This window comes from Acetobacter sicerae (assembly GCF_011516765.1).
Lineage (GTDB): Bacteria > Pseudomonadota > Alphaproteobacteria > Acetobacterales > Acetobacteraceae > Acetobacter > Acetobacter sicerae.
This window is the reverse complement of record NZ_JAAABN010000006.1, coordinates 79461-104381: the sequence shown is the minus strand read 5'-3', so window position 1 is coordinate 104381 and position 24921 is coordinate 79461. Positions and strand designations below refer to the sequence as shown.

The following is a 24921-nucleotide window of genomic DNA, read 5'->3' as shown; positions in this document are numbered from 1 at the left end:
GCTTTGTAACGTTGCGGTATGCGGGTTTCTGAAAAGCTTATTGTCGGCTTTTACATGGACCGGCCAGCAATCGCGGAAAGGGTCGCACCAAAAGCGGCAACGGCCATCAGCAGAAGGCCATCAAAAATTAGTCCTGATGGTGTCAGCAGATGCGAGCCAAGCATGATTTCATGCGGAATGGCTTCTGAGACATGAGACATCACGTCATGAGCCTGCGCATCGACATGGCTTGCGCTGGATGACACTGCGTTGACGACATGCGGTAACGCAGCCCAGCCTACGCCTGCGATCAACAGCAGCGGAGCCAGCAGTTCAGCGACCTGTTGCGCCATATAGAACAGGAAATACAGCACAGACCAGATTCCTAGTCTGAGGATGGAAGACAAGCCGTTCGCGCTTCCGTTCTGACGTCCCGCCGAGGCGCGGGAAGGGGAATAACGGTCGTCACTGAAGCTCATGCGTTACGGTCTCTCTCTGTTGTCCGGCAGAAGACCGGTAACGATCTTCGCGTCTCTATACCAGACCGGCTGCCCGCAGAACATGCTGAGGGATGGTCCTCCGGCGTGGCAAAAGCCCTCAGGCCATGCCACGCCAGCGGTTCCTCTGCAATTTATTATTTGAGATAGACTTGTCCATAGGAGGCTGCGCCCAGTCCGGGACAACTGCACGGCGCGCCAACGGGTGAAGCAAGCGGAAGCTGGCATGTGTAAAGACCAGCCTTGCATGTGCCGCCGAGTGGCGTGCCCGGTGGGTAGGTGCCCGGTGCGATCGGCGTCCCTGCCTGACCTGTGCAGGCAGCCAGTCCGGCGGCGGCGAGACCGAGCAACAGAGCCCGTGAGCCACGGCGCTTTACAGACTGGAAAACAGACATATCCATCGGAAATTCTCCTCAAGGATGAAATGGTTAGATCAGATTAGCCCGGTTTCGCAGGGAAGTCAGTAAAAGCAAAACACTGCTCGTCCGGGAGACATAACATCACTCCGAAAGAGCGGTTCCCGCTGCATGGCCGCTCGCCCATGCCCATTGGAAATTATAGCCACCCAGCCATCCTGTAACGTCCACAGCTTCACCCACGAAATAAAGCTGCGGCATGGTGGTGCTGGCCATGGTCCGGGAGGAAAGCGCCCTGGTGTCCACGCCGCCCGTGGTCACTTCGGCCTTGGCATATCCTTCAGTGCCCGAAGGAGTGAATTGCCAGTTTTTCAGGGTTTCAGCCGCTGCACGAAGTAGTTTGTCGGGCCATTCCGCAGCGGCTTTCTCGCCTAGCTGACGCGGACCAAGCACTTCAGCGAGCCGCCGCGGCATGTGTTCGGACAGGACGGCCACGGCATGGGCGCGTGATCGGCCTGTGCGGGCATTCTTCAGGGTTTCGAAGGCATTTTTGTCTGGCAGCAGGTCAATCCTGATGGCCTGACCGGGTTTCCAGAAAGACGAAATCTGGAGAATGGCCGGGCCAGACAGTCCTTTATGCGTGAACAGCATGGCTTCTTCGAAGGTGGTTTTACCACTCTGCACGCGGACAGGGAGAGAAACACCGGAGAGGGCAGGCATCCAGCCCAGATCGTCGATATTGGCCTGCAGAGGCACAAGACCGGGGGCAGGCGCTACCAGCGGAATGTCAAACTGTCGGGCCAGACGATGCGCCAGTCCCGTTGCTCCCAGCTTGGGAATGGAAAGGCCCCCTGTTGCGAGCACGAGCGAATGGGCTTCTATGGCGAGAGTATCGGTTTCCACCGTAAAGCGGTCCGAGAACCGCACATCTCTGATCGTCTCACCGAGCCGGATGGTGACACCACCTCTGGCGCATTCATCCAGCAGCATGGCGAGGATCTGTCGGGCGGAGCCGTCGCAGAAAAGTTGCCCGAGTGTCTTTTCGTGCCACGCAATGCCATGCTTTTCGACCAGCGCCAGAAAATCGGCAGGTCTGTAGCGCGCTAATGCTGAACGGGCGAAATGTCGGTTCTGGGAAAGGAAGCGGTCCGGCGCGGTACGCAGGTTGGTGAAGTTACACCGACCACCGCCGGAAATCAGGATTTTTCGGCCCGGTTCGTCATTGTGGTCCAGAACCAGCACCCGCTTGCCGCGCTGCCCGGCCGTGAGAGCCGTCATCAGTCCCGCGGCTCCCGCACCGATGACGACCGCGTCGAATGTTTCCTGCCGTTTGCCGCTCACGTTGTATTCTCCAGACAAAGAAAAAGCCGCCAGCCCGAAGGCCGGCGGCTTCCAAAAACCCCCTTCCGCACAGGGCGGAAGGCGTGTTCCGGATCAGCGCTTGCTGAACTGGAAGGAACGACGGGCCTTGGCCTTACCATATTTCTTACGCTCGACCTGACGGGAGTCACGGGTCAGGAACCCGGCTGCCTTCAGAACGCCGCGCAGTTCCGGCTCGTAGTGCGTCAGCGCACGGCTGATGCCGTGACGGACAGCGCCAGCCTGACCGGACAGACCACCACCAACGACGGTGCAGACAACGTCGAACTGGTTGTAACGGTCGGTCACGAGGAACGGCTGTGTGAGCAGCATGCGCAGGACCGGACGGGCGAAGTAGGTGCCGATCGGGCGACCGTTCACCGTGACATCACCCTTGCCGGGCTTGATCCAGACGCGGGCGACGGACTCTTTACGACGGCCCGTGGCGTAGGAACGGCCCTGAGCGTCGCGCTTTACTTCGTAGACAGGAGCTTCTGAAGCCACAACCTGAGGAGCAACGTCCTTGAGGTCGGCGAGCGTGCCTGTGCGTTCAATCGTTTCAGACATGGCGATCAGACCCCACTCTTCGCAATGGCGGTGTTCTTGCGGTTCATCGCGGCGACATCCAGTTTCACTGGCTGCTGGCCGTCATGCGGATGCTCGGCGCCGGCATAGACATGCAGGTTGCGCATCTGGGCGCGCTGCAGCGGGCCACGCGTGATCATACGCTCGACAGCTTTCTCGACGACTTCGCCGGGGTGCTTGCCGTTCAGGCGCTGCGTGATCGTGCGCTGCTTGATGCCACCCGGATAACCGGTGTGGTAATGGAAAAGCTTCTGGTCAACCTTGTTGCCGGTGAGCTTCACCTTCTCAGCGTTGATGATGACGACGTGGTCGCCGCAATCAACGTGCGGTGTGAACTGCGGCTTGTGCTTGCCGCGCAGACGCGCAGCAACAAGAGTGGCGAGACGACCAAGAACGAGCCCTTCGGCGTCGATCAGGATCCAGTTCTTCGTCACTTCCGCGGGCTTAAGCGAGCGGGTGGTTTTCATTGTTTATATGTCCGTCCAGGAATCTTGAGCGGTTCGGGTGCCGCCTTATGCGTAAGCTGGGAAGGGGCGTCAAGGGAAAAGCGGGTATAAAAATAGCCATTTTGATTTGTTTGTTTATTCATCAATGTTATTTTTATGAGGTAACATGATACCGCAATGTGCGATGCCCGAAAAATCGCAGAAACCCGGAGTATGGTTTTTCCTGATGCTCTTGGGGCAAGGCCCTGATATGTAAAAGGAACCAAGGCTGATCACAGGGTGCCGTCTTTCATGAACCGAGAAACCACACGCCGCGCCATCTTCACCCTTTCCGCTCTGGCGGTCATCGGACTCGGCTCTGCGGGGTGGATCTGGGTTCACAGGGAAGCCAATCATGAACTGATCGAAGCGCTTGAGGACGCGAAAGCCCATCTGCCGGCAGGCGTGGACTTTACATGGGGTAAGGCGATCGCCCTGCCCACCAGCCACGGGGCGCGACTGACAGACGTTGTCCTGAAAGACCCCAGCGGGACCATTTCCGCAGCCACGATCGAACTGATCGGGGCTGTTGTGGGCTCTCCGACAGAGGCAAAAAGCACGCCTGATCACAGTTCCCTGCATTTTGACCACGTCATCGCCTATACGCTCCAGATTACGGGCGCAGGCGGCACCATGCAGGCGAAACGGCTGTCGTTGGATGGCCTCATGCTGCCGCCTCCGACAGAAGATCAGGTCAGCAGCCTGATGATGGATCACGGCGAGGCGACGCAGGCCGTCATGACCTCGGCCGATGGTCTGGAAAGCCTCAGGGCCGCTCATGTCATTCTTGACCAGTATGGTACCGGCCGCGTTTCCCGGCTGACCGTCAACAAACTCCAGCTTCATTACGGCGATCACCCCGTGAGAGACGCCAGTATGGGACAACTGGTGTCAGATGGTTCTGATCTGGCGGGTCTGTTGCAGTCCTATCTGAAAGGCGATGGTCTGCTGTTTCACGACGGCAATCAGTCCATTGCCGTGGAAGATTTTCTCCTCAAGGGGGAGGTGGATGGTCCGGGGAGCGCCGAAGACCGTCTCGCCGGGTTTGAAAAGGCCCATCTGCACATCGATACGGATGGTCAGAAAAGCCGTGTGACGGAGAGTCTCACCCATTTCAGACTCTGGCCGACCGGTCCGCGCACCATGGTCATCAAGACACTGGGATATGAGAAGTTTGATGCAGCGATTGTGCTGAATGCGATTGTCGATCGGGAAGCGGATATTGCGCATGTCACGGAATTTGACGTGAATGCTCCTGAATTCGGGCATCTGAACATTGCAGGTGACTTTACCCAACTGGTCGCGCAACAGGGGGCATTGCCTCAGCCTCAGATTGTGCATCTGGACTTTTCCTGGCGGGATGCAGGGCTTGTTCCCCGACTTCTCAATAACGCCGCAGTCAATCAGGGGATGGACCCGGACGCTTATGTTACCCTGTTGCGGCGCACATGGTCTCCCGCGGGAAGCCCGTCCGACAGTATCGGTTCGCAACTGGCCGGTTATATCGCCAACCCGGCGGCAGGTCCTCTGACAGCTATGTTGGCTCCGGAAAAGCCTGTGCCACTGCAGGCTCTCGCGGCAATCCCCGAAGCTGTGACTCACCCGCGTCTTGCGGGGCCACTTGGTCTGACTGTGCAGGCTCCGGCGTCTGCATCGGGTGACGACACGCATACGCCTGATCCAAACATGACAACCGATGAACCGGTTGATCCAGAAGTTCTGGCCCCCGGCGCATCCGTTGCACCCAAGGCGGGCGCACCGACCTCGCCCGCACGGAAGCACTGATCCGGGCTGGTTGGGGTCAATTCCCGGTGCTTCTGACGGGTCACACGGCCCGAGATAACTCTGTAACAAGGTTTCTGCTGAAGACTGAGGATGCTGTCAGGCTGTAAATCCAGCGTGCAGCCTGCCTTGGTATGAACTTTTTTCTTCAGAATATGTTCATGTAGCAGCAGTTCCCGGAGTGAATGGCTAAGTGAAAGGTACGGGAAATAAGGAGTGATCTGTTTCCGAAGTCATGCGGTCAGGATAAAGCGCCTGAATGTATATTGAAGAGAAACTGACCACTATTTTTATATTTGAGAAACAGGTCTCTGGTGAAAATGTTTTCTAGAATATCGTCATGGTGCAAGTCGGAAAGCACTGTTCCTTCTTTGTCTCGGGATGAAGAGGATGGTGCGGCATTATCGTCCGTTAAACAGCAGCCTTCAGCGCGGCCTCCTTTTCAATATTGGGCGCAAGGTGTCTTTGCGGTTTCCATCGCAGGATTGGCGCTTTTCACTCTGGGCAGGTTTCGGCTTGCGCTGGTCTGGGGAGGCGTCCTCGCCATTGTATGCTGGCCGATCATGCAGTGGCTTGGTCGTAAATGGTCTCCCAAGCACGCTGAAACGGTTCTGCCGCTTGCTGTTGTCTCCGCCATAGCGCTGGTGTTTGTCATCCCTGTATCTTTTCTGATCGGCTCTGCCGCAGGAGAAGCGCAGGAGGGAGGAAAGTGGATCAGGCAGGCAGGAGAGACTGGCGTTCCCGAGCCTGTATGGCTGTCAAAACTGCCGTGGGGCAGAGCGCAGATTGAGCATTGGTGGCAAACCAATCTTTCCAACCCGGAAGGAGTGCGTGCTCTGGTGCACAAGCTGAATCCGGAACAGGCTCTGGCCACACTTGAACATGTCGGTCACGGTGTCGCCAATACTGTTGTGATCCTCTGCTTTGCTCTGCTTATTCTGTTCTTCCTGCTGCGGGGCGGTCAAAAGCTGATTGATCATCTCAATCTGTTCATTCTGCGTCTGCTGGGCGCTCGCGGGCAGATGGCTCAGAAACAGCTTGTTGGCGCCGTGCGGGGAGCAATGGCGGGGCTGGTGCTTGTGGGGCTCGGCGAAGGAGTCATCATCGGCGTGTCTTACGTCATCGCCGGCGCACCTCAGCCTTTGCTGCTTGGTCTCTTTACTGCTCTGGCCTCAATGATCCCGATGGTCGGAGGAGTTGCCGTCGCCATCAGCGCGTTGCTGATTGCCGTCAAGGGCTCCCTGGGAGCCGGTATTGCCGTCGGGGTGTTTGGTTTTGTTATTCTGTTCCTCGCGGACCATTTTATCCGGCCCGTTCTGATCGGTGGATCAATTCGTCTGCCATTTGTCTGGGTGCTGCTTGGCATTCTGGGAGGGATCGAAACGTGGGGTCTGAGCGGCCTGTTTATCGGACCGGTCCTGATGGCGCTTGCTCATCTGATCTGGCGTTTCGGCTCCATGCGGGCCAATGGCGCCGGGGAGATGATTGGTTGCCAGTCTGAGCAATGAGGTTCGGGTCTTTCTGGAAGGTCGTTTTGTCAAACGACCTTCCAGATCCCGGTGAAGTTTTTGGTAAAGCTTCAAAAAGTGCCGCCTTTATAAAAGCGAGGCACTAAAAAATATTTCCCGCCTTGGAATGATTTCTGCAATCACTCTTTTCTGACAAGAATGTTGTCGAGCAGTCGGGTATGGCCAACCCGGACGGCTAAGGAAATCAGCGCTTCCTCGTCAATGCTGTCCAGTTCCATCAGAGAGGACGGATCAGCAACGCTGATATAATCCACCGAGAAATCCGGATCTTTTGACAGGATGTCGGCAATCAGCGTCTTGATTGCCGAGGCATTGCGCTTGCCCGCAGCAATATGCTCCTGAGCTTTTCTGAGACTGTCATGCAGCAGGAGCGCACGTTCCTGTTCACTGCCTGTCAGATAAGAATTGCGGCTGGAGAGCGCGAGACCTCTTTCGTTCCGGACAATATCACAGACAACGACATCGACGGGAATATTCAGGTCAGTGACCAGCCTCCTGATCACGGCGCATTGCTGGGCGTCCTTCTGACCAAAAAAAGCTTTTGTCGGCTGGATGATATTGAAAAGCTTGGTGACAACAGTGGCGACGCCAGAAAAATGGCCCGGCCGGACAGCACCTTCCAGCGGCTTCGCGACCTCTCCCACATCTATGCCTGTCGCGAAGCCGGGTGGGTAAATCTCATCTGCATCAGGCGTAAAAACGAAAGAAACGCCAGCCTCTTTGAGAAGGGACAGGTCTCTTTCGAGGGCTCGTGGATAACGGTTGAGGTCTTCGTCAGGAGAAAACTGCGTCGGGTTTACAAAGATGCTGACGGCGACAGCATCGCATTCTTCCCGCGCGCGCCGGACAAGACTGAGATGGCCTTCATGCAGAAAACCCATTGTCGGAACAAAACCCAGTGTTCCATTCAGGCTGGCCCGGATCTTGCGGGCGTCGGCAATGGTGGAAACAATCTGCATGTCAGTGATCTTTATGGTCGAGAGAGGCGAGGGCGGCGGCCAGTTCATCAGGGTTCATCGTGGAACTTTGTGCATCCGTCGGAAAAGAACCTGAACGCACATCGTCGGCATAGGCGCGAACGGCCTGCTCCATGGCGGCCCCGATATCGGCGAAACGCTTGGCATGACGGGGCGGACGGCCTTCGAACAGACCAAGCAGATCGTGCCAGACCTGAACCTGTCCGTCGCAACCGGCTCCCGCTCCAATGCCGATGACAGGAATACTGACTCTTTCAGACACGGCGGCGGCCAGTGGGGCAGGAACGACTTCCAGCACAAGCGCAAAAGCCCCCGCGGCTTCAACAGCGAGGGCGTCTTCAATCAGCTGGCGCGCTTCTTCCGCACGCCTGGCCTGCACGCGCAGGCCGATCTGATGCTGTGACTGAGGCGTAAGACCCAGATGCCCCATGACCGGCACGCCACAGTCAACGAGACGGCGGATCTGCGGTGTGATGCTTCTGCCGCCTTCCAGCTTGACGGCCTGCACGCCTGACGATTGCATGAGGCGGCGGGCGGAAGAGACCGCATCCTCAATGGTGGCATAGCTCAGAAAGGGTAGGTCAGCGACGACAAGCGCCTTCTGACTGACTCGCATGACGGCGGCGGCATGCCGTTCCATATCGTCAAGCGTGACGGGCAGGGTCGTGCTGTGACCCAGCATGACCATGCCCAGTGAATCGCCAACCAGAAGGACAGGAACACCGGCACGTTCGGCAATAAGGGCGGAGGAGCAGTCATAAGCCGTTATCATGGCGATGCGTTCGCCATTCTGCTTCATCTTCTGCACATCAGCGACTGTAACCCGCATATCCGTCTCCGTTGTTCGGCACGTTGGGGCGCTGTTGTGCCTTACTCCGGCGGGAAGACCAAGTCTGGGCGGTGAGGGAGCATTGGACGTGGCGTAAAACCAGAAGCCGTCGTCAGGATTTATAGCTTGGTTTACGTGTGGCAAAAGCACACAAACCGGCTACATAACGCTAATCTGATTAACTAATTTTCGGGGAAAATGGTGCCGGCGGAGAGATTCGAACTCCCGGCCTTCGGTTTACAAAACCGCTGCACTACCACTGTGCTACGCCGGCAACGTGGCGGGGTATATAGCGTCTCCACTCACAGCGTCAAGAGTCTTCATCAGGCAGGGAAATCCACCGGGGAAGTGTGGTCAGACCGGCGCAGGTAAGTCGTCCGCCGGACAGAAAATCAGGGGCTCCGGTGATGCCGGGAGCGGAGAGGGGAAGCTGGCGTAAAACCCGCACGGCGAGAAAGCCGAAACACTCGGCTTCCAGAGCGTCTCCATTCCACCCAAGACTGTCCCCCGATCTGACGGGGGCGTTCAGAGCCTTTTGCAGCCCTTCCATCAGGATAGGGTTATGGCGTCCACCGCCGCAGACGTACCAGACGGCGGGGTCTTCAGGAAATCTTGTCCGTGCTATGGCAGCGATGGTGAAAGCGGAAAGAGTGGCAGCGCCATCCGCGGGCGAGCAGCCCGAAACCGCATCGAGAGCCGCGATGAAGCTCTGTCGATCAAGGGATTTCGGCGCGGGACGGCTGAAATAAGGATCGGCCAGCAGCGTGTCGAGAATGGCCTGATCGATCTGTCCTTTCCGGGCCAGCGCGCCGTCCGTGTCACAGGCCACGCCTGTATGCCGGAGAGCCCAGTCATCCATCAGCGCGTTGCCCGGTCCGGTATCGCAGGCAATGATCTCGCCATTCCGTCCGAGGAAAGTGACATTGGCCACACCACCGATGTTGAGGATCGCGATCGGCCGGGAAGCGTTCTGCAACAGCGCTGCGTGATACCAGGGCGCAAGAGGCGCACCTTCACCACCGGCAGCAACGTCAGCGCTTCGGAAATCATGCGCCACCGGCAGTTGCGTCTTGCGTGACAGTAACGCCGCGTCACCAATCTGCCAGGTCTGGCGCAGAGCCGGCGCATGGTAGATCGTCTGGCCGTGAAAGCCGATCAGATCGACAGGTCCCGTCTGGAGCCGCAATGCTTCGACGGCTTCGACATGACGTTCTGTCAGGCGTCGTTCGACGTCCAGAACTTCAAGAGCGTCTGGAGCGAGATGCGCTGCACGATCCAGAAGCGCGCGGGCGCACTGACGGAGATCGGCGTCATAGGACAGCGACAGGGAAGGACGATGCTCAAAAACCGTGACGCCGTCCGTGCGGATGACAGCGGCATCCACGCCGTCCAGCGAGGTGCCGCTCATCAGGCCGATCACGTTGAGCGGACGACTCATGACGACAAACTTCGGCTGAAAAGGAACACGTTCTAGCGGCGGAGTTCCATGGAGATCGGACCCTCACGACGACCGTGCGTGAACTGATCCACCATGGCGTTGCCTGAATGCATGAGCGAGGTGGCCGGCCCCTGCCACACCAGCTTGCCCTGATACAGCATGGCGGCCTCGTCGCCGATCCGTTGCGCGGAAGCCATGTCGTGCGTGATGGCGATGGCGGTCGATCCCATCGTTTTCACGCAATCGACAATCAACCCGTCAATGACCGCGCCCATGATGGGGTCGAGGCCGGTTGTTGGTTCGTCGAAGAACAGGATCTCAGGCCGATCAGCGATGGCGCGGGCCAGTCCGACGCGCTTCTGCATGCCGCCAGACAGTTCGGAGGGAGAAAGATCGCCGACAGAAGAATCAAGCCCGACCTGTTCCAGCACCGCGTTTGCCCGTGCCCGCGCCTCGGTGCGCGAGAGGCGGGGATGCTTTTCCGAATGTCTGGTGGCTTCGGGAGCCAGCAGGCCGAAGGCAACGTTTTCCCAGACCGACAGGCTGTCGAACAGGGCGGCGTTCTGGAACAGCATGCCGATTTCGCCGATCCGTTCTTCGCGCTCACGACGGGGCGCACGCAGTACGTCCACGCCGTCAATCTCGATCAGCCCTTCATCCGGCTGGATGAGCCCCAGAATGCAGCGGAGCAGAACGGATTTTCCCGACCCGGAACCGCCGATAATCACGAAAGAGGTTCCTGTCGGCACGTCGAGGTCAACGCCATCGAGCACGACTTTCGAGCCGAAGGCCTTGCGGAGCCCGCGAATACGGATTTTCGGTGCGGATGAAGGATTTTCTGTCATTGCGCGAAGAACAGATCTGTCAGGAGGTAATCGAAGGCGAGCACAAGGATCGACGCGGAGACCACGGCGGCGGTTGTGGCGCTACCGACGCCTTCTGCGCCGCCGCGGCTTGTGTAGCCGTAATAACAGCCCATCAGGGTGATGAGAAAGCCGAACACGGTGGCTTTCACCAGTCCGACCATGACATCTTCGGTTTTCAGGGCGTTCATGGTGGCGGCGATATAATTATCCGGCGCGAAACCGAGCTTGACTGTCGCCACTGTAAAACCGCCTGCGACACCGAGAATATCGGCCACCACCACCAGCAGGGGCAGAGCGATCACACCGGCTGCGAGGCGTGGCGCCACGAGATATTTCATCGGATGGGTGCGGAGAGTCGTCAGGGCGTCGATCTGGTCCGTCACCCGCATGGTGCCGATCTGCGCCGCCATGGCCGCGCCCACGCGACCGGCTACCATGAGGCCCGCCATGACGGGGCCAAGTTCACGTGTCACCGCCAGCACCACGATATTCGCGATGGCGCTCTGTGCGTGATACTGCGCGAAACCGGTGTAGGACTGGAGTGCGATCACGCCGCCTGAGAACAGGGCGGTCAGTGCGACGACCGGCAGGGACAGAAAGCCGGTATCCAGCAGTGACCGAAGAAAGACCCGCCAGTAAAAAGGTGGCCGGAAAAAACAGGAAATTCCTTCCAGCGCAAACAGGCCAATGGAACCGGCCCCTCGTGTCACGACAAACACCGTTCGGCCCAGCAGGGCGACAAGATCAAGCAGGGTGTTCATCCGGTGCGGTCGGTCCTTGGTTCTGGAATGTGCAGGTTTTGCACTGGGGGAAACCATTTAGAGCCATACAGCCGTAGCCCGCCAGCCGGATGGCGTCAAAATTCGCTTTTATTCCGGGTGTGTCCTGACTGCGTGTGTGCCCTGAGGTTTCTTCATGAAACTCTTTCGTTCCGGCCTTGACCGCGAGGGACCGGACAGGTTCAAGTCTGAACGATTTCGGGCGGGCGCCCTGTTCGTCTGATGACAGGCCCGGAAAATCGGGAGGAGACTTCGGTGCGTATTGCAATGATCGGGGGAGGCTACGTCGGCCTTGTTTCGGCTGCGTGTTTCGCGGAATTCGGAATAGAAGTGGCTGTGGTTGAAAACAGCCCGGCTCGACTGGCCGCTCTGCGGAAAGGCCAGATTCCCATTTATGAGCCAGGTCTCGACAAGCTGGTCGAATCGAACATGCAGGCGGGACGCCTGTCTTTCGGTGATGACATTGCGGCTGCGGTAAAAGACGCTGAAGCGGTATTTATTGCTGTCGGCACGCCGCCACGGAATGGCGATGGCGCGGCGGACATGCAGTATGTCCACGCGGCCGCACAGCAGATCGCTCGTTCGCTGACCAACTATGCGGTTGTCGTGACAAAATCGACGGTTCCGGCTGGCACCAGCCGCCGTATCGCCGAAATCATCCGGGCGACGCGTCCTGACGCCGATTTCGACGTCGCATCCAATCCCGAGTTCCTGCGTGAAGGCAGCGCAATCGGCGATTTCATGCGTCCGGATCGTGTGATCATCGGTCTCGACAAGGCTGCGCCTGATGGCGGCGCCCGGGCTGAAGCGGTCATGCGCAAGGTCTATCGTCCGCTGTCCCTGATTGAAGCGCCGCTGCTCTTCACGACGCTGGAGACATCGGAGCTCACGAAATACGCTTCCAACTCGTTCCTTGCGATGAAGATCTCCTTCATCAACGAGATGGCGAGCCTGTGTGAGAAGCTGGGCGCGGATGTGCACGATCTGGCCAAGGGCATGGGTCTTGATGGCCGTATCGGCCGCAAGTTCCTGCATCCGGGTCCGGGTTACGGTGGTTCCTGCTTCCCGAAGGACACTCTGGCCCTGTCGCGTATTGGTCAGGAAGCAGGAAGCCCCTGTCGTCTGGTCGAGACGACCGTGCAGGTCAACGACGCCCGCAAGATCGGCATGGCTGGTCGCATCATTGCGGCCTGTGGTGGCTCGGCGGAAGGCAAGACGATCGCTGTTCTCGGTCTGACCTTCAAGCCGGAGACCGACGATATGCGTGAAGCTCCGTCGATTCCCATCCTGCATCGTCTGGCTGAAGCGGGCGCAAAGCTGCGGGCGTTTGATCCGGTTGGCATGGAGGTGGCTGCCCCGATGTTGCCGCCGACCACGACGTATTGCACCGATGCTCTTGACGCCGCCAAGGGTGCGGATGCGCTGGTCGTGCTGACGGAGTGGAATGTCTTCCGTGCGCTTGCGCCGAAAGCTCTTGCGGAAGCCATGAACGGCAAGGTTATCGTCGACCTGCGTAACATCTTTGATCCGGCGGCGATGCGCGCCGCCGGTCTGGACTACCAGTCAGTCGGCCGTCCGTGAGGTGAAACCGTCAGGGGAGACGCTGCATGCGCTCCCCTGACGCCTCTTTCGGAGAGGGCAAATAAACTTGATATGACAGAAGAGAGAAACTCCGGTATCTTCCAGCGTTTCTAGCATAGGCGCGAGGAGGAACGGGATGGAATGGCAGGGTCTGGTTTCCATGCTCATCGCTGTTTTCATGTTTTTCGTTCTGCCGCTGATCCTGGGCTTTGTCATTGTGATCAGGGATGCGCGCTGGCAGGCTGAGCAATCCTGCTGTCCTAAGCCTCGGCGTATCGTGACGAAAGAAGTTACGGTTTCCCGATGAGGTAGACGTTTTCGTCGTTTGCTGCGGATTTATAAAATTGTCTATGAGAGTGGTATGCGGTCTCTCATTAGAAATATAAGTAAAATATTTCCTGTAAAATATTAAATCTATTGCTGTTCAATTTTATAGATACGTCAAAAATACAATTTAAATATATAAGACATTATTTTCTGTCAGCGTTCTAATGTTTGTTCAGGAGGCAGAATTTGATCGCTGCCTCCTGAGTTCCTGTTTATTTGTCAGTCGCACGGTCCACTGCGCGGCCAGCCTTCTCAAGCGGGCCTTTTGGTGGATCGACGGTGTCGCGCACTTTTTCACCAAAAGTCCGTTCGTGCGGCTTGCAGGCTGTCAGTCCGGCGCAGGCGACTGAGAGAGCAAGAAGAGCAAAGAGAGTAGAACGCATGGAAAGTCTCCTGTAGATTTTTGCAGAGCGTATCAGGATGCATAAAGTTGCATTTTATCATGTGTTTTTTCTGAAAATGCAGCAGCATCCGCCTTGGCTGGCGCCGTGATGCCCCGTCAATTTTGGGAACACTCAGAAAGCAATCCATGCCGGAAAGCGTCATCCTGATCGTTAAGGATGATCCGTTTCTTCTGGCCATTATTCAGTCAGTTTTTGAAACCGGAATGACTCGGTCTCTGCGTAAGGGACAGTTATAGAAAACGGGTAATTGAGCCGCCAGTTATATGCCTGGAAGTCATTCCTGATAAATTTATTTCATTTCTTAATGCAAAGAATAGTGTTGATGGTCAGTTTTATTTTCGGTCTCTGGATAGGTGGTTTTGTTGGTGTTTTTGTAAGTTTAATTTTTAATAAGTCATAATATACATGAAAAATCGTCTTCTGTTTATTTTGAAGTCCCGTGAAGGTCACTGGGGCTACGGTTCGCGTGAATCAGGTCTTTCAAATTCTGTCCGGTTCGTTGTGGATATGCTCAATTCCAATGGCATTGAAGCACAGTCCGTTGAAGTCGCAGATAACAACGCGATTGATCGTGAAGTCACAGCCTACCGGCCCACTCATGTGATCATCGAAGCGTTCTGGGTTGTGCCGGACAAATTCGATATTCTGAAAAAGCTGCATCCGCAGGTTCAGTGGATCGTCAGGGATCACTCGGAAACGCCATTTCTTGCCAATGAAGGCATCGCCTTTGGCTGGACCGTCGATTATCTGCAGCGTGGCGTGGAGGTCATGTGCAATGCGCCCCGCGCCGTGTCGGATATGGCGGTCGTGGCGATGGGGTGTGGACTGGACCCGTCCGGCATTACCTATGGACCGAATGTTTACCCGGTCCCGCGTTTATGTGACATCGCTCCTCATGCCCGCCAGCAGGGTGTCGCCAATATCGGCTGTTTCGGGGCTGTGCGTCCCCTAAAAAATCATATGACACAGGCGATCGCCGCCATTGCGTTTGCTGAGTCCATTGGTTCGGTTCTGCGCTTCCACATCAATGCAACCCGTGTGGAAGGGCAGGGAAGTCCCGTCCTGAAAAACCTGCGTGAACTCTTCGCACGATCAGATCACGAACTGGTCGAGCATGGCTGGATGCCTCATGCAGAGTTTCTGTCGGTGCTATCTGAGATCGATATCCTCATGCAGGTCTCTTTTACGGAAACATTCAACATTGTTGCCGCCGATGCGATGGCCATGAGTGTTCCGGTGCTGGTGTCGTCTGAACTCCCTTGGATCGGTCATTACGCGCACCGAAATCCGACTGACGCCGCCGATATGGCGCAGGGTCTGTATTCGATCTGGAATGAAAATGAACATGAGCGTCTGAAGCGACTTCTGAAACAACGGCGGGACATGGAAGTCTATTGCGCCCGTTCTTCTGCAACGTGGCGGAGACGTTTCAGTGGGGGATCCCGATTGGCCGGCATGGAAACGCAGGATATGGCGAATGCCTGACTGGGCCGTGTTCTGTGGTCTGGGGGCGATCAGTGCAACACTCATCAACGCCGGACTGGTGACCTGTTTTATCTGGATGAAGAAGAAACAGGACGAGACCTACTGGGATAAAAGGAAGTGAAGACATCCCTTTTACTCTGTGTGCTGTGTCTTGGTTGTGGGGGATGCACAACAATTCCCTCAGAAGCGCAGCATGATCTGATCGGGGTCTCCCGTTCAGATCTTGTGGCGTGCGCAGGTGTGCCGGACCAGGATGAAACAAGGGATGATCAGGAAGTCCTTGTCTGGAAAATTGAGAAGTCCGGCAGTGGAACATTTTCCATTTCCGCACCTCTTGATATTTCCATGACCATCAACACCAACGGCGCCTGCCACGTCATCGCAAGCGTAAGGGATGGCAAAGTCGCACGAGTAGCTTATACCGGCCCTTCTTCAACCTGGCAGGGGAAAGACGCGGCCTGTGCTCCCGTATTACGGGCCTGCGTCGCCTCTGCTGTAAAATAGATGGCAATCTCGTCCGGGTGAGTTTCAGGAGACTGGCCCGTCAGGTGGAACTGGAAATGTTTGCAATATGAAACAGACTATTCTGCCTGGGGTGGTCCTCGATGAGGACGATCTTGAAATCACCTATATTCTGGCTTCGGGTCCCGGTGGTCAGAACGTGAACAAGGTGGCGACGGCTGCCCAGCTGCGCTTCAATCTGATCAGTGCGCAGGGCATACCGGAACGTATCCGCCTTAAAGCGCTGGAACTGGCGGGAACACGGGCGACACGTGATGGGGCAATCGTCATCACGGGAAGACGCTTTCGCAGCCAGCAGAGAAACCGTGAAGATGTCATCCAGCGCCTGATCGAGTTGATCAGACAGGCGGCCCATCGTCCCGCATTTCGTGTCGCGACGAGACCGGGACGCGCCGCCCGACAGCGGCGTCTGGATGGCAAGGCCCATCGGTCTGGAATCAAGCAGAACCGGAGGGTCAGGGCTGACGACTGATCGTAACGTCAGTCGTCAGCCTTGGAGGGCTTATTTCCACACGTCATCCATGACGGGGACAGCCGAGGCTTCTGTCGGAATAGCGACCTGCATGGATTTGAGTTCAGCCTCGCTTTTCGCAATGGCTGTTTCTTCCGCCTTGAGATCAAGAGATCTGCTCAGCAACGCGTAGACGCTGCCGGAGACGATAAGTCCAACGAGCCATCCGATATCCACACCGCCCAGCATCTCGGCGATAGGACCCGTATAGATGTCAGGCAGCACGGCAAACGGGATGGTGACGATGAACCCGATTGCATAGGCCAGCAGGCCACGGGACTGCCACATGCCGTAGATTCCGCCACCGGGCATGAAGAGGTTCGTGATGGCGTAACGGCCTTTGCGAACCAGAAAATAATCGACCAGATTGACCGCAGTCCACGGCACCAGCAGATACAGCATGACTGTCAGGGTCGCGAAAAGCAGCCCGATGGCGTCGGAAGGACATTTCAGCGACAGTCCGGTCCAGATTGCCGCGACTGCAATCACGGTCAGAATACGGGCGCTGCGTGTCGGATTGAGCGGACGAAAGGAGTCTATCCCGGTCAGGATGGTCAGCATGCAGCTATAGGCGTTGAGACCCATCGTGGCGATCAGGGCGACGACGGACGCAAGAGACACAATCGATCCAAATCCCGGAAAGACAGAGTCGCCGGCCTGATGCAGGGCGACCAGTCCGTCTGAAGCGCCGAGGCGGGTTGCGAGCCATGCTCCGAGCGTAATGAGCCAGATAGCCGAGGAGGATGCGCCGAACATCACGGCCATGATGATGGAAGCCGGACGGGTGTTGCGAGGTAGATAGCGGGAATAGTCGGAAACATACGGCGCGTAAGTAATGTTGTAGCTGGCGCTGGCTGCGATCTGCCCGATGAAGGCGACCCAGCTGAACCCGACGATTGTGGGCGCACTGCCTCCTGCATGTCCGGTCAGGATGGCTCCCGTCAGAATGATATAGAGGGGCAGGGAGACGTAGAAGCAGAGCTTGAAGATCGTGTGCAGGCAGTCATGCCCGTAAATGGCGAACAGGGCGGCGATAATGGCCATGCCGATCGTGACTGCGGTGATGTTCCAGCCGAAGATCCCGTTCAGACCTGCGGACAGCAGCACCGTGTCAACAACATTGAAGCCTATGAACGTGACCAGCGTGCCAATCAGGACGAGAGAGACGCCCCGGTAGCCGAACTGCGCCCGGGACTGGATCATCTGCGGCAGACCGAGTTCCGCGCCTTGTGAGGCGTGAAACGCCATGAACAGCGTGCCGAACAGGATTCCGATGACTCCGGCCAGCGCCGTGTAGCCCAGCGAGAGGCCCATGCTGGGGCCGACAAATCCGATGGCGATTGTAAAGAACTGGAAATTACCCAGGAACCAGAATGGTCCCTGATCCGCAACGCGACCGTGGCGCTCGTTCTCGGGCACATAGTCGATGGAACGGGTTTCGATCCCTCCCTGACGGGAGGACGTGTCCTGGGTAGGTGTGGTTGTGGCTGACATCGAGTGCCCCTCTGAGAGATGTCTGGGGGTAGAACGATTTGTATCCGTAATGATATGGCGCGCATATTGACAGGGCCAATTCCAAATCTAAGATTCAAACATTGATTAAAATCGATGTTTGGGTGTCATGCTTGGTAGTCTCAGTGATCTGGACCTGCGTCTGATCCGCGTTTTTCTGGCGATCGTGGATGCGGGAGGGATTTCCACGGCGCAAAGCATCCTGAATGTCGGGCAGTCCACGATCAGCACCCAGTTGGCGACACTGGAGACACGTCTGGGCTTTCGGTTGTGTGAGCGGGGACGGAGCGGATTTAGGCTGACTGCAAAAGGTGAGCGTTTTACGGAACTGGCGCGTCATCTGGTGGGGGCCGTTGAAGATTTCAGCGTTCAGGCCCGTAATATGGATCGTCGTCTTGTCGGCAGTCTGCGGATTGGTGTTATCGGACATACGCCGTTTAGCGAGAATATCCGCATCAGTCAGGCCATTGCACGCTTCAGGCAGCGTGACGAAGCGGTCAGACTGGATATCCGCGTCTGTTCACCCGGCGAACAGGAAGAGCGTCTGCTGAGCAGAACGCTGGATATAGCGATGGGATATTTCTGGCACAGGATTCCAAGCCTCCAGTTCACGCCGCTTTTCATCGAAAGGCAGGTTGCTTACTGCGGAAGAGACCATCCGCTCTTTCCCCGGGCCGGGCAGGTCACTCAGGCCGAAGCCTGGGAGTATGACTGGGGCTGGAGAACGTACCCGCTTCCACAGTCGATTTTCCCGACCAGCCCTAAGTCCATCACGGCAACAGCAGACAACATGGAAGCTTTGGCGATGCTTGTCCTGTCGGGACATCATCTGGCCTTTCTGCCGCAACATTTTTCAAAATCGTATGAAGAACAGGGGCTGATGGCCCCTCTGAATATGCAGGCCCTGCGATACGATGTGACGTTCCATGCAGTTACCCGGCAAAGGCAGAATCTGGGTGATATACCGAAAGCTTTTCTGGAGGATCTCGCCAGTGTTCATCTCTCGGCGGTTCCGGAGATACTGTCGTAGCGTCAGACAGAATGGAACTGATCAGAATCCGGCGGTCAGGCCGGCAATAATACGGCGATCAATCCTTAAACCGGATGTTTCTCTGAGCCGGGAATCGCCAAGCTGCTGCCCGCTGAGTGACAGCGCAAAATGTTTGTCAATTTTCCAGCCGACACGTGCGTTCAGAGTCACGAAATCCTTGATTTTAACATTCCTGAGCTGGAACGTGGAAAAGTCGGCAGCAATATCCTGATAGTGCGACTGCCATCTGGCGTGGGCGCTGAATTCCACCGGTCCCAGCATATATTCGAAACCACCAATGACAGTGTTGACGGGTGTCTGTCGCTGGAAATTGATCATTGAAGATTTATCAGGATCACGCACGGCTGCCATGGCGTAACTCAGATCCCAGTGAAGATTGAAATCGGTTTTGCCTTCCAGACGAATTTCACCGCCTGCATCGTCGACCCGATTATAGTTTTTCGGAAACATTGTGAGGGACGCAGGGGGAGTGAAGCTGTAGTTTGACGCAAACGGTGTTCCAAGCATGTCGCTGGTGCGCTGGGCGAAAAGTGCAACGGATAAAGTGCCGTTCAATGGCTTGATGCTGTGAGAATAATTGAGTCCCACATTGATGGTCGTCGATGGAGCAAGGGATGGATTGTTGATGACCGCTACCGGACCGAGCATTGTCGTTGGAGCAAAATCAAAGAGCGCGGGAAGCTGAATCCCTCGGGCTGCATTCAGTCCGAATGTACCCAGATCACCTGCGTCATAGCGAATGCGGCTGTTAAAGCTTGGTTCTATGTAGTGCCGCGCGGCGGAAGCTGGAGCTTCCGCCAGACTGGGACTCTTGACGGATGGAACCAGAAGGGAATCCATGCGAAAGGCATTCGTCAAAGTCAGTTTCGGTAAGATACGATAATCCCACACGGCGGACCCTGCTGCCAGCATGTCGTATTCATTACCAACTTTTGTGCCAGCCTCAGCACCAGAAAGAGAGGAATAACGATATTCTACGCCAAGACGCAGATCATTCTGATTGTTGATCGAAATTGTATCGGAAAGCTGCGCGACCGTTGTTTCCAGATCATATCCGAAATCGATTGGAAAAACGCTTCCCATAGCAGGGATATTGTCTGTCGTCTTGTTTGTGAATGAGTTCTGATAAGCCCTGAACTCAATCAATCCCCAATCGGTATCGGCGGCAAGACGCCCTTCAAGACTTTTTGAGAGAGGGCGGGATGTAAAATAGGAGCCTATATCAAGCCAGAAAGGACTGCGTTCCTGATCAATCGTGCCGGTCAGACCCCATTCGACGCGGGGGAGATCTGTCCACGCAGTTCCAGAGCTGCATTGATGTTGCTGGTCTGGGGCGGAACGTCCCGGCGACTGCCACGCTCATATTCGTCTGATCTCAGGCCGTTGAGTGACAGTTTCGCCGCGAAAGCGTCTGAGAACTTATGAGACGCGACCAGTTCGCCACCGAACCCGTTGAGGCTGCCTCCCTCAACATGCACGTAACTTTTGTTCTCGTGTTGCGGGTCGCGTGTGACGATGTTGATCACACCGCCTGAAGCATTAAAGCCGTAAACAGCCGAGTTCGGACCTCTGATGACTTCGATCTGCCGGATATCGCGAATTGAAACGGGAAGAGCGCCCCAGTCCGTGTAGTTATAACCATCGAGATAGACCTGTCGTCCGTCGATGAGCACCAGCGTGCGGGAACCGCCGGCCGCGTCATTTCCACGGATCGAGACATTGGCTCCCAGAATGGAGTAGCGCCTGACATCCACCCCCGGCACCATCCGCAGGACTTCTGGAAGAGATTGTGCGCCGGATGTTCTGATCTGTTCCGCGGTGACGACCTGGATGTCTGTCGGGAGTTCACTGGCCCGTTGCGGCTTGCCTGTGGCGGAACTGGTTATGGGTTCATTAAATAGTTTCTCGAACGTACTGTAATCGAGGTTCTGGGCATGTGCAGAGGGTCCCGGAAATATCAGGAGACTGACAGCCAGTGTCGTGCTGAGAGACAGGATGGAAGAAAAACGCAGACACGGACGGGTATGACGCTTGATGGCAGGCAGCAACATTTAACCTACATTCAGACAATCGTCTGACTATGCAGGCACCTGATTACGGCTTGGTTAAAATGGTTTTCGGAAAAACAGAGGAAAGACGGACTGCGGGATGTGAATGGAAAACCGGATGCAATACAGTTACGTTTCAGGTCATGACGCGATGAAGACACCAGAGAGGTAATCATATGGAAACGCAGCCGCCAGAAACCCCGTCGGACGCAGAAGCTGGACAGAGTGAGGCGGCTCGCGATGCAGCAGGTATTTCAACGACTGACACCACCGCGCCATCGGCGGCCCCGCAGAACGATCCTATTCTGGTCGTAAAGCCGGGGCCTCCTGCCGCAGCGACCCCGCCTGCAACGAATGATGCTGCGAATACGGACAGGATGGACGCTCCTGCATTCAAGGAACTGGCCCAGATGGTCGGCGCGATGGTGTTTGTCGGGCTTCTGACCGCAGCAGGGTGGCATGCCGCCCATTATTCCGGGGCGTGGCCCTACTGAATTGCCCTATTGAATTGATAGACCTCGACCGTTTGTCGATGGGCCGGAAACAGGGGCAGGATATGTGCCCGCCCCGCTATGAAAAGATTCTGAAGTCGCTCACTGGTGACGCAGCGTGACCACCAGCACATCACGAAAAGCGGGCTGGTCCGGATCTATCGGCTGAATCGGCGTCACGCCGTGATAGACCATGTGATCGTTCACAAAAGCAGCATCCATCGGGCCGGTGAGAGTGAAGCTACCGACTTCATTGCCTTGCAGGTCATGGATGCTGGTCGTTCCGTTCCCTACATTCTCGCGCTGCACCATCATGACAAGCACCCAGTCGACGCCGTCACGATGAAGACCCTCGGGAGTGGGCTGGCCGTTCATCTCCCGTCCGGCCTCGATTCTGAACTGATGCACTTCCGCATGCCATGTTTCCGGCTGCTCAGCCTCAGGCGTCAGGTCCGTCGCCAGCCGATTGACCAGTGACAGCACCGCTTTCATGACCGGATGCTCGCCGATCCGCTTTTCGATCGGATCAAACCAGCGCTCGATGCCGCCATTCAGCGTGTTGTAATCGCGGCTCTGGTAGTGGGGCTGGTGCTTTTTCCGGACGATGCTGTTGTCCGCCAGAGCGAATGTGGCATGGCGTCGTCTGCGATAGCGCCCCCCGTCAGCCATATAGACATCCATGCCGAGCCGCTGCCAGCTTGCGGCAAAGTTCTCCCAGTCAGTCATGCCGTAAGAGACCAGCAGGGCCTCCATCTGCCCTGCCGGAATATGTGCGAAGAACCTGTCCCGCGTTGTCGTCTCGATCCTGTTGAGCGCGGCTCTGGTCAGGTCTTCGTCAGGTTTTGTCATGGTAGGGTTTTTCCGCAGGGTTCTCGGCCGGCTTTTCTGGTTCGGCCGCAGGCGAGGAAGGTGTGTTGACGGTCACTTCATGCTCGTCAGCCGGAGCATGAAGTTCTCCCGAAATTTCGAGAGATGTGCCCGGTGCGGACGCCGTGTAGGAGGTCGGAGTGTAGAACTTGATGCTCGCGGCCGCCATACGGTTCGCGATCCGCTTGTAGAATTCCCGCTGGACCTTCCACTTCATCATGGCGGCGGTTCTGATGGAGCCGACAATTACCGCGCCGTTGGAATCAGACTTGTCCACACCGAGATCATTGTAATCGGAGTAGATGATCGTCTTGAACTCGTCTTCCTTGCGCATCTCTTTCAGGGTGTCGGCCATGACCTTCACCACGCGCGGAATATCCTCGGACAGATCGACCGTCTGATTGACGATGATCTGGTTGAAGTCACGTCCGGTGTTGGCGATGGATGTGACGGAGGAGAACGGGATGATGTGCAGGTCTCCGTTGATCGCACGCACGCGCACGGTCCGGATGGAGAGATGCTCGACGGTGCCGGAAACGCCACCCGTGGTCACCCAGTCGCCCACCTGAATGGCGTCTTCAACCAGCATGAAGAAGCCGGTGATGAAGTCCTTCACCAGGCTCTGTGAACCGAAAGCGATGGCCGCACCCATGATGCCCGCACCGGTCAGCAGCGGCGCGACATTGATGCCGATCTGCGAGAGGCTGGTGACCAGCACGATGATGATGATGAGCGCCAGCATGACAGTGCGGATGATCGGCAGCACCGTCTTCAGACGGGTCGCACGCATGCCCTGACCGGTCTTGCTGAACTTTTCCAGCTGACGATTAAGGAGGGCGTTGACCACTTCCCAGATCGTTGCCGCTACCGAAAGGGCGACTGCAAGCGTGACGACGGCACCAAGCAGGCGGGAACCGAGGGGACTGGAGAAGAAGAAGTGAACGCTGTTAAGGCCCCATGATTCAGTGAGACCAATGAAACCGATGAACACGATCACTGCCGTCAGTGCGCCACGCACGAAGGGATAATATCTGTCCGCACGTTCCTGAATTTCAGGATGCTTCTGGGCGAGGCTCGAATCGATGCGGAACAGGCGGTCCTGCCAGCCATAGGCCAGCACGGCGAGAAGCCGGGTCACGGCGACAATGAGAACCGTCAGGAACGTCGTGCGCAGGATCCAGTCGTAACCACCGCGGAGGTGGGCGGCCCAGACAAGCCATAGCGCCGCATCCAGAAAGAGCGCCGGAATCCACCAGAAATGCGCCAGCGTGAGCATGAAGGACCAGAAGCCGTTCTTGATCTTGGCCTGTTTGGGAGCAATGGTTTTCGCCACGATGGGACGAAGCCGCCAGATGAAGACGGCGATCAGAATATGCTCGATCAGAATGACGGCGCGGATCATCGCTTCCGTGCCCCGATTGGAGAGATCGAACTCTCCCCCCAGCACGGAAAGGCAGACGACGATGGATGGCGCGGCCACAAGGAAGTTCCACCAGCGGGTCAGCATGCGCGCCGTGCTGTCGGAAACCGGCGCCAGACGGATCATCGGTGAGCGTGGAGCCAGTGCCGATTCCAGAAGCACGAACAGGAAGCGGGCGACCGCGTAGGCTTCTGCCACGGTTTCCGTGACGGTTTCCGCCTGCGCTGTGTCGGTGGCGAGAGCCGAGCCCGCCATGGCCACACCCAGAAACAGAAGGACGGGCAGCAGTTTGAGACCGAAATGTCCTAGCGCATAGGGTACGCGGGACAGGAATTTCAGTGTTTCAATCTGGCGACGCTGATCATCCGCACGGGTTTTGAGTGTGTTGATTTCTTCCTTCTGGTCACCGTTCGCCTTGGCCAGAGCCGCTGCTTTTATGTCGGCGTTCTGATCGGCCTCATCTTTCGCAATGTCGGCATCAGGCTTGTCCTCCGACGATACGGATCCGTTTTCCCGTTTCTCACGCTCTTCCGCACGGAGAGTCACTGTCCGCAAGGGTTTGCGAAGGGCCAGTGATGTTCCCCATTCGACAAGCATGGCGACAGCAATCACCAGTCCGGCCCGCCAGAATGTACCGAGAAGCAGTGCGCGGGTCTGTGGGTTGGAAATTTCCGCGTCGAACCATTTTCCGACCGTTTTCAGGTCAGAGAACAGTCCCAGAAAATTGCCAAGATAGCCCCGCAGGCTTCCTTTCAGAGAGGAAACGCTGGACATCAGATCGCTGTGGAGAACCACGGCGTTCTGGGATAACACGGCATCATCGCCTGTCGCTGCCGGAGCCGGCGCTTTCGCAGCCCCCGGTGTCGCGGAAACCCCTTTCGCCATGAGCGAAAGCGTCTGGGTAAAGTTGTCTCTCTGCTTCGGGTCGTTCAGCACATTCAGCAACTGCTGCGCTTCCTTGGGAGAAAGTGCAGCCGTATTGCCCGAGGATGCCGGTGCAGCGGCAGCCTTGCTGTCAGCCGCCAGTGCGCTGTGCGCGACGGGAAATATCAGCAGAGTAGCGGCAAAGAGCCAGCAGATCAGAGTGCTCAGGGAGAGGTTTCGTCGCGATGATGATCGCTCAATGACCGGGGTGATGGAACGATGATCCGCGTTATTCACCTGCATCCTGTATTCACCTCATCTGGGTTTTATTGTTTGTTTTTTGGTACGAGTCTTCCCGAGCCGGATCAAGAGAAGCC

Annotated in this window: 26 protein-coding genes and 1 tRNA gene; 10 read left to right on the top strand and 17 right to left on the bottom strand. The window is 56.9% G+C overall.

The features are described 5' to 3' along the window. Window positions 1–50: 50 nt before the first annotated feature. From GVI59_RS08585 to rplM, 5 genes are all read right to left on the bottom strand, one after another. Window positions 51–458 carry a hypothetical protein gene (locus GVI59_RS08585; RefSeq protein ID WP_173573870.1) on the bottom strand — a complete coding sequence of 136 codons (408 nt, stop codon included), beginning with the start codon at window positions 456–458 and terminating at the stop codon, window positions 51–53. A gap of 155 nt (window positions 459–613) precedes the next feature. After that, window positions 614–877: a hypothetical protein gene (locus GVI59_RS08580; RefSeq protein ID WP_173573869.1), complete on the bottom strand. Its 264-nt coding sequence runs from the start codon at window positions 875–877 to the stop codon at window positions 614–616. A gap of 99 nt (window positions 878–976) precedes the next feature. Further along, window positions 977–2173 (bottom strand): aminoacetone oxidase family FAD-binding enzyme, encoded by a 1197-nt coding sequence (locus GVI59_RS08575; RefSeq protein ID WP_173573868.1) that lies wholly within the window; start codon window positions 2171–2173, stop codon window positions 977–979. Between the two features lie 93 nt (window positions 2174–2266). Continuing rightward, the gene (gene rpsI / locus GVI59_RS08570; RefSeq protein ID WP_010667530.1) at window positions 2267–2758 is read right to left on the bottom strand and encodes a 30S ribosomal protein S9; all 492 of its coding nucleotides are present in this window, start codon (window positions 2756–2758) and stop codon (window positions 2267–2269) included. 5 nt (window positions 2759–2763) lie between these two features. Continuing rightward, a complete protein-coding gene (gene rplM, locus GVI59_RS08565) occupies window positions 2764–3243 on the bottom strand; it encodes a 50S ribosomal protein L13 (protein WP_173573867.1) in 480 nt (159 codons plus the stop codon). Between the two features lie 270 nt (window positions 3244–3513). On the opposite strand from rplM, the gene GVI59_RS08560 reads away from it, so the two are divergent. Together GVI59_RS08560 and GVI59_RS08555 are read left to right on the top strand one after the other, a co-directional pair. Further along, entirely contained in the window at window positions 3514–5046 is a 1533-nt protein-coding gene (locus tag GVI59_RS08560) for a 3-demethylubiquinone-9 3-methyltransferase (RefSeq protein WP_173573866.1), read from the top strand. Window positions 5047–5363: 317 nt separating this feature from the next. After that, window positions 5364–6551 (top strand): AI-2E family transporter, encoded by a 1188-nt coding sequence (locus tag GVI59_RS08555; protein ID WP_277876340.1) that lies wholly within the window; start codon window positions 5364–5366, stop codon window positions 6549–6551. A gap of 140 nt (window positions 6552–6691) precedes the next feature. Here GVI59_RS08555 and panC read toward each other — a convergent pair whose 3' ends face one another. From panC to GVI59_RS08525, 6 genes are all read right to left on the bottom strand, one after another. After that, a complete protein-coding gene (panC, locus tag GVI59_RS08550) occupies window positions 6692–7531 on the bottom strand; it encodes a pantoate--beta-alanine ligase (RefSeq protein WP_173573865.1) in 840 nt (279 codons plus the stop codon). Between the two features lies 1 nt (window position 7532). Next, window positions 7533–8378: a 3-methyl-2-oxobutanoate hydroxymethyltransferase gene (gene panB / locus GVI59_RS08545; RefSeq protein ID WP_173573864.1), complete on the bottom strand. Its 846-nt coding sequence runs from the start codon at window positions 8376–8378 to the stop codon at window positions 7533–7535. Between the two features lie 199 nt (window positions 8379–8577). Beyond that, window positions 8578–8652 (bottom strand) — tRNA-Thr (locus GVI59_RS08540). 36 nt (window positions 8653–8688) lie between these two features. Next, entirely contained in the window at window positions 8689–9816 is a 1128-nt protein-coding gene (locus tag GVI59_RS08535) for an anhydro-N-acetylmuramic acid kinase (RefSeq protein WP_173573863.1), read from the bottom strand. Window positions 9817–9848: 32 nt separating this feature from the next. Next, the gene (locus tag GVI59_RS08530) at window positions 9849–10661 is read right to left on the bottom strand and encodes an ABC transporter ATP-binding protein (RefSeq protein ID WP_173573862.1); all 813 of its coding nucleotides are present in this window, start codon (window positions 10659–10661) and stop codon (window positions 9849–9851) included. Next, the gene (locus GVI59_RS08525; protein WP_173573861.1) at window positions 10658–11443 is read right to left on the bottom strand and encodes an MlaE family ABC transporter permease; all 786 of its coding nucleotides are present in this window, start codon (window positions 11441–11443) and stop codon (window positions 10658–10660) included. The genes GVI59_RS08530 and GVI59_RS08525 overlap by 4 nt, the downstream gene beginning before the upstream one ends. Before the next feature lie 285 nt (window positions 11444–11728). Here GVI59_RS08525 and GVI59_RS08520 point away from each other — a divergent pair, with 285 nt between their 5' ends. Both GVI59_RS08520 and GVI59_RS08515 read left to right on the top strand, forming a co-directional pair. Further along, window positions 11729–13042, top strand: coding sequence for a UDP-glucose dehydrogenase family protein (locus tag GVI59_RS08520; protein WP_173573988.1), 1314 nt, complete (start codon window positions 11729–11731; stop codon window positions 13040–13042). A gap of 136 nt (window positions 13043–13178) precedes the next feature. Next, complete coding sequence (locus GVI59_RS08515; protein WP_173573860.1) at window positions 13179–13349, top strand: hypothetical protein; 171 nt, start codon at window positions 13179–13181, stop codon at window positions 13347–13349. 232 nt (window positions 13350–13581) lie between these two features. Here the strand turns inward: GVI59_RS08515 and GVI59_RS08510 are convergent, their stop codons facing one another. Beyond that, window positions 13582–13752 carry a hypothetical protein gene (locus GVI59_RS08510; protein ID WP_173573859.1) on the bottom strand — a complete coding sequence of 57 codons (171 nt, stop codon included), beginning with the start codon at window positions 13750–13752 and terminating at the stop codon, window positions 13582–13584. A gap of 426 nt (window positions 13753–14178) precedes the next feature. Between GVI59_RS08510 and GVI59_RS08505 the strand changes: the two genes are divergently transcribed. The 4 genes from GVI59_RS08505 (at window position 14179) to arfB (ending at window position 16252) form a co-directional block, all read left to right on the top strand. After that, window positions 14179–15258: a glycosyltransferase family protein gene (locus GVI59_RS08505; protein ID WP_173573858.1), complete on the top strand. Its 1080-nt coding sequence runs from the start codon at window positions 14179–14181 to the stop codon at window positions 15256–15258. Continuing rightward, window positions 15251–15379 (top strand): hypothetical protein, encoded by a 129-nt coding sequence (locus GVI59_RS19300; protein WP_269150937.1) that lies wholly within the window; start codon window positions 15251–15253, stop codon window positions 15377–15379. The genes GVI59_RS08505 and GVI59_RS19300 overlap by 8 nt, the downstream gene beginning before the upstream one ends. Beyond that, the gene (locus tag GVI59_RS08500) at window positions 15376–15762 is read left to right on the top strand and encodes a hypothetical protein (RefSeq protein ID WP_173573857.1); all 387 of its coding nucleotides are present in this window, start codon (window positions 15376–15378) and stop codon (window positions 15760–15762) included. Before GVI59_RS19300 ends, GVI59_RS08500 begins: the two co-directional genes overlap by 4 nt. A gap of 67 nt (window positions 15763–15829) precedes the next feature. Further along, window positions 15830–16252 carry an alternative ribosome rescue aminoacyl-tRNA hydrolase ArfB gene (gene arfB, locus GVI59_RS08495; RefSeq protein WP_173573856.1) on the top strand — a complete coding sequence of 141 codons (423 nt, stop codon included), beginning with the start codon at window positions 15830–15832 and terminating at the stop codon, window positions 16250–16252. Window positions 16253–16282: 30 nt separating this feature from the next. Here the strand turns inward: arfB and GVI59_RS08490 are convergent, their stop codons facing one another. Beyond that, window positions 16283–17785 carry a purine-cytosine permease family protein gene (locus GVI59_RS08490; protein ID WP_173573855.1) on the bottom strand — a complete coding sequence of 501 codons (1503 nt, stop codon included), beginning with the start codon at window positions 17783–17785 and terminating at the stop codon, window positions 16283–16285. A 127-nt stretch (window positions 17786–17912) separates the two neighbouring features. Between GVI59_RS08490 and GVI59_RS08485 the strand changes: the two genes are divergently transcribed. Further along, on the top strand, window positions 17913–18833 hold the full coding sequence (locus GVI59_RS08485; RefSeq protein WP_173573854.1) for a LysR family transcriptional regulator: 921 nt from the start codon (window positions 17913–17915) through the stop codon (window positions 18831–18833). A 21-nt stretch (window positions 18834–18854) separates the two neighbouring features. Here GVI59_RS08485 and GVI59_RS08480 read toward each other — a convergent pair whose 3' ends face one another. Together GVI59_RS08480 and GVI59_RS08475 are read right to left on the bottom strand one after the other, a co-directional pair. Beyond that, a complete protein-coding gene (locus tag GVI59_RS08480; RefSeq protein WP_338422087.1) occupies window positions 18855–20108 on the bottom strand; it encodes a TonB-dependent receptor plug domain-containing protein in 1254 nt (417 codons plus the stop codon). 8 nt (window positions 20109–20116) lie between these two features. Beyond that, a complete protein-coding gene (locus GVI59_RS08475) occupies window positions 20117–20905 on the bottom strand; it encodes a TonB-dependent receptor plug domain-containing protein (RefSeq protein ID WP_173573853.1) in 789 nt (262 codons plus the stop codon). Window positions 20906–21078: 173 nt separating this feature from the next. Here GVI59_RS08475 and GVI59_RS08470 point away from each other — a divergent pair, with 173 nt between their 5' ends. Beyond that, window positions 21079–21396, top strand: coding sequence for a hypothetical protein (locus GVI59_RS08470; protein ID WP_173573852.1), 318 nt, complete (start codon window positions 21079–21081; stop codon window positions 21394–21396). Window positions 21397–21495: 99 nt separating this feature from the next. Here GVI59_RS08470 and GVI59_RS08465 read toward each other — a convergent pair whose 3' ends face one another. Together GVI59_RS08465 and GVI59_RS08460 are read right to left on the bottom strand one after the other, a co-directional pair. Next, complete coding sequence (locus tag GVI59_RS08465; protein WP_173573851.1) at window positions 21496–22242, bottom strand: 2OG-Fe dioxygenase family protein; 747 nt, start codon at window positions 22240–22242, stop codon at window positions 21496–21498. Beyond that, window positions 22229–24847 carry a mechanosensitive ion channel family protein gene (locus GVI59_RS08460; protein ID WP_173573850.1) on the bottom strand — a complete coding sequence of 873 codons (2619 nt, stop codon included), beginning with the start codon at window positions 24845–24847 and terminating at the stop codon, window positions 22229–22231. Before GVI59_RS08460 ends, GVI59_RS08465 begins: the two co-directional genes overlap by 14 nt. Window positions 24848–24921: the final 74 nt, after the last annotated feature.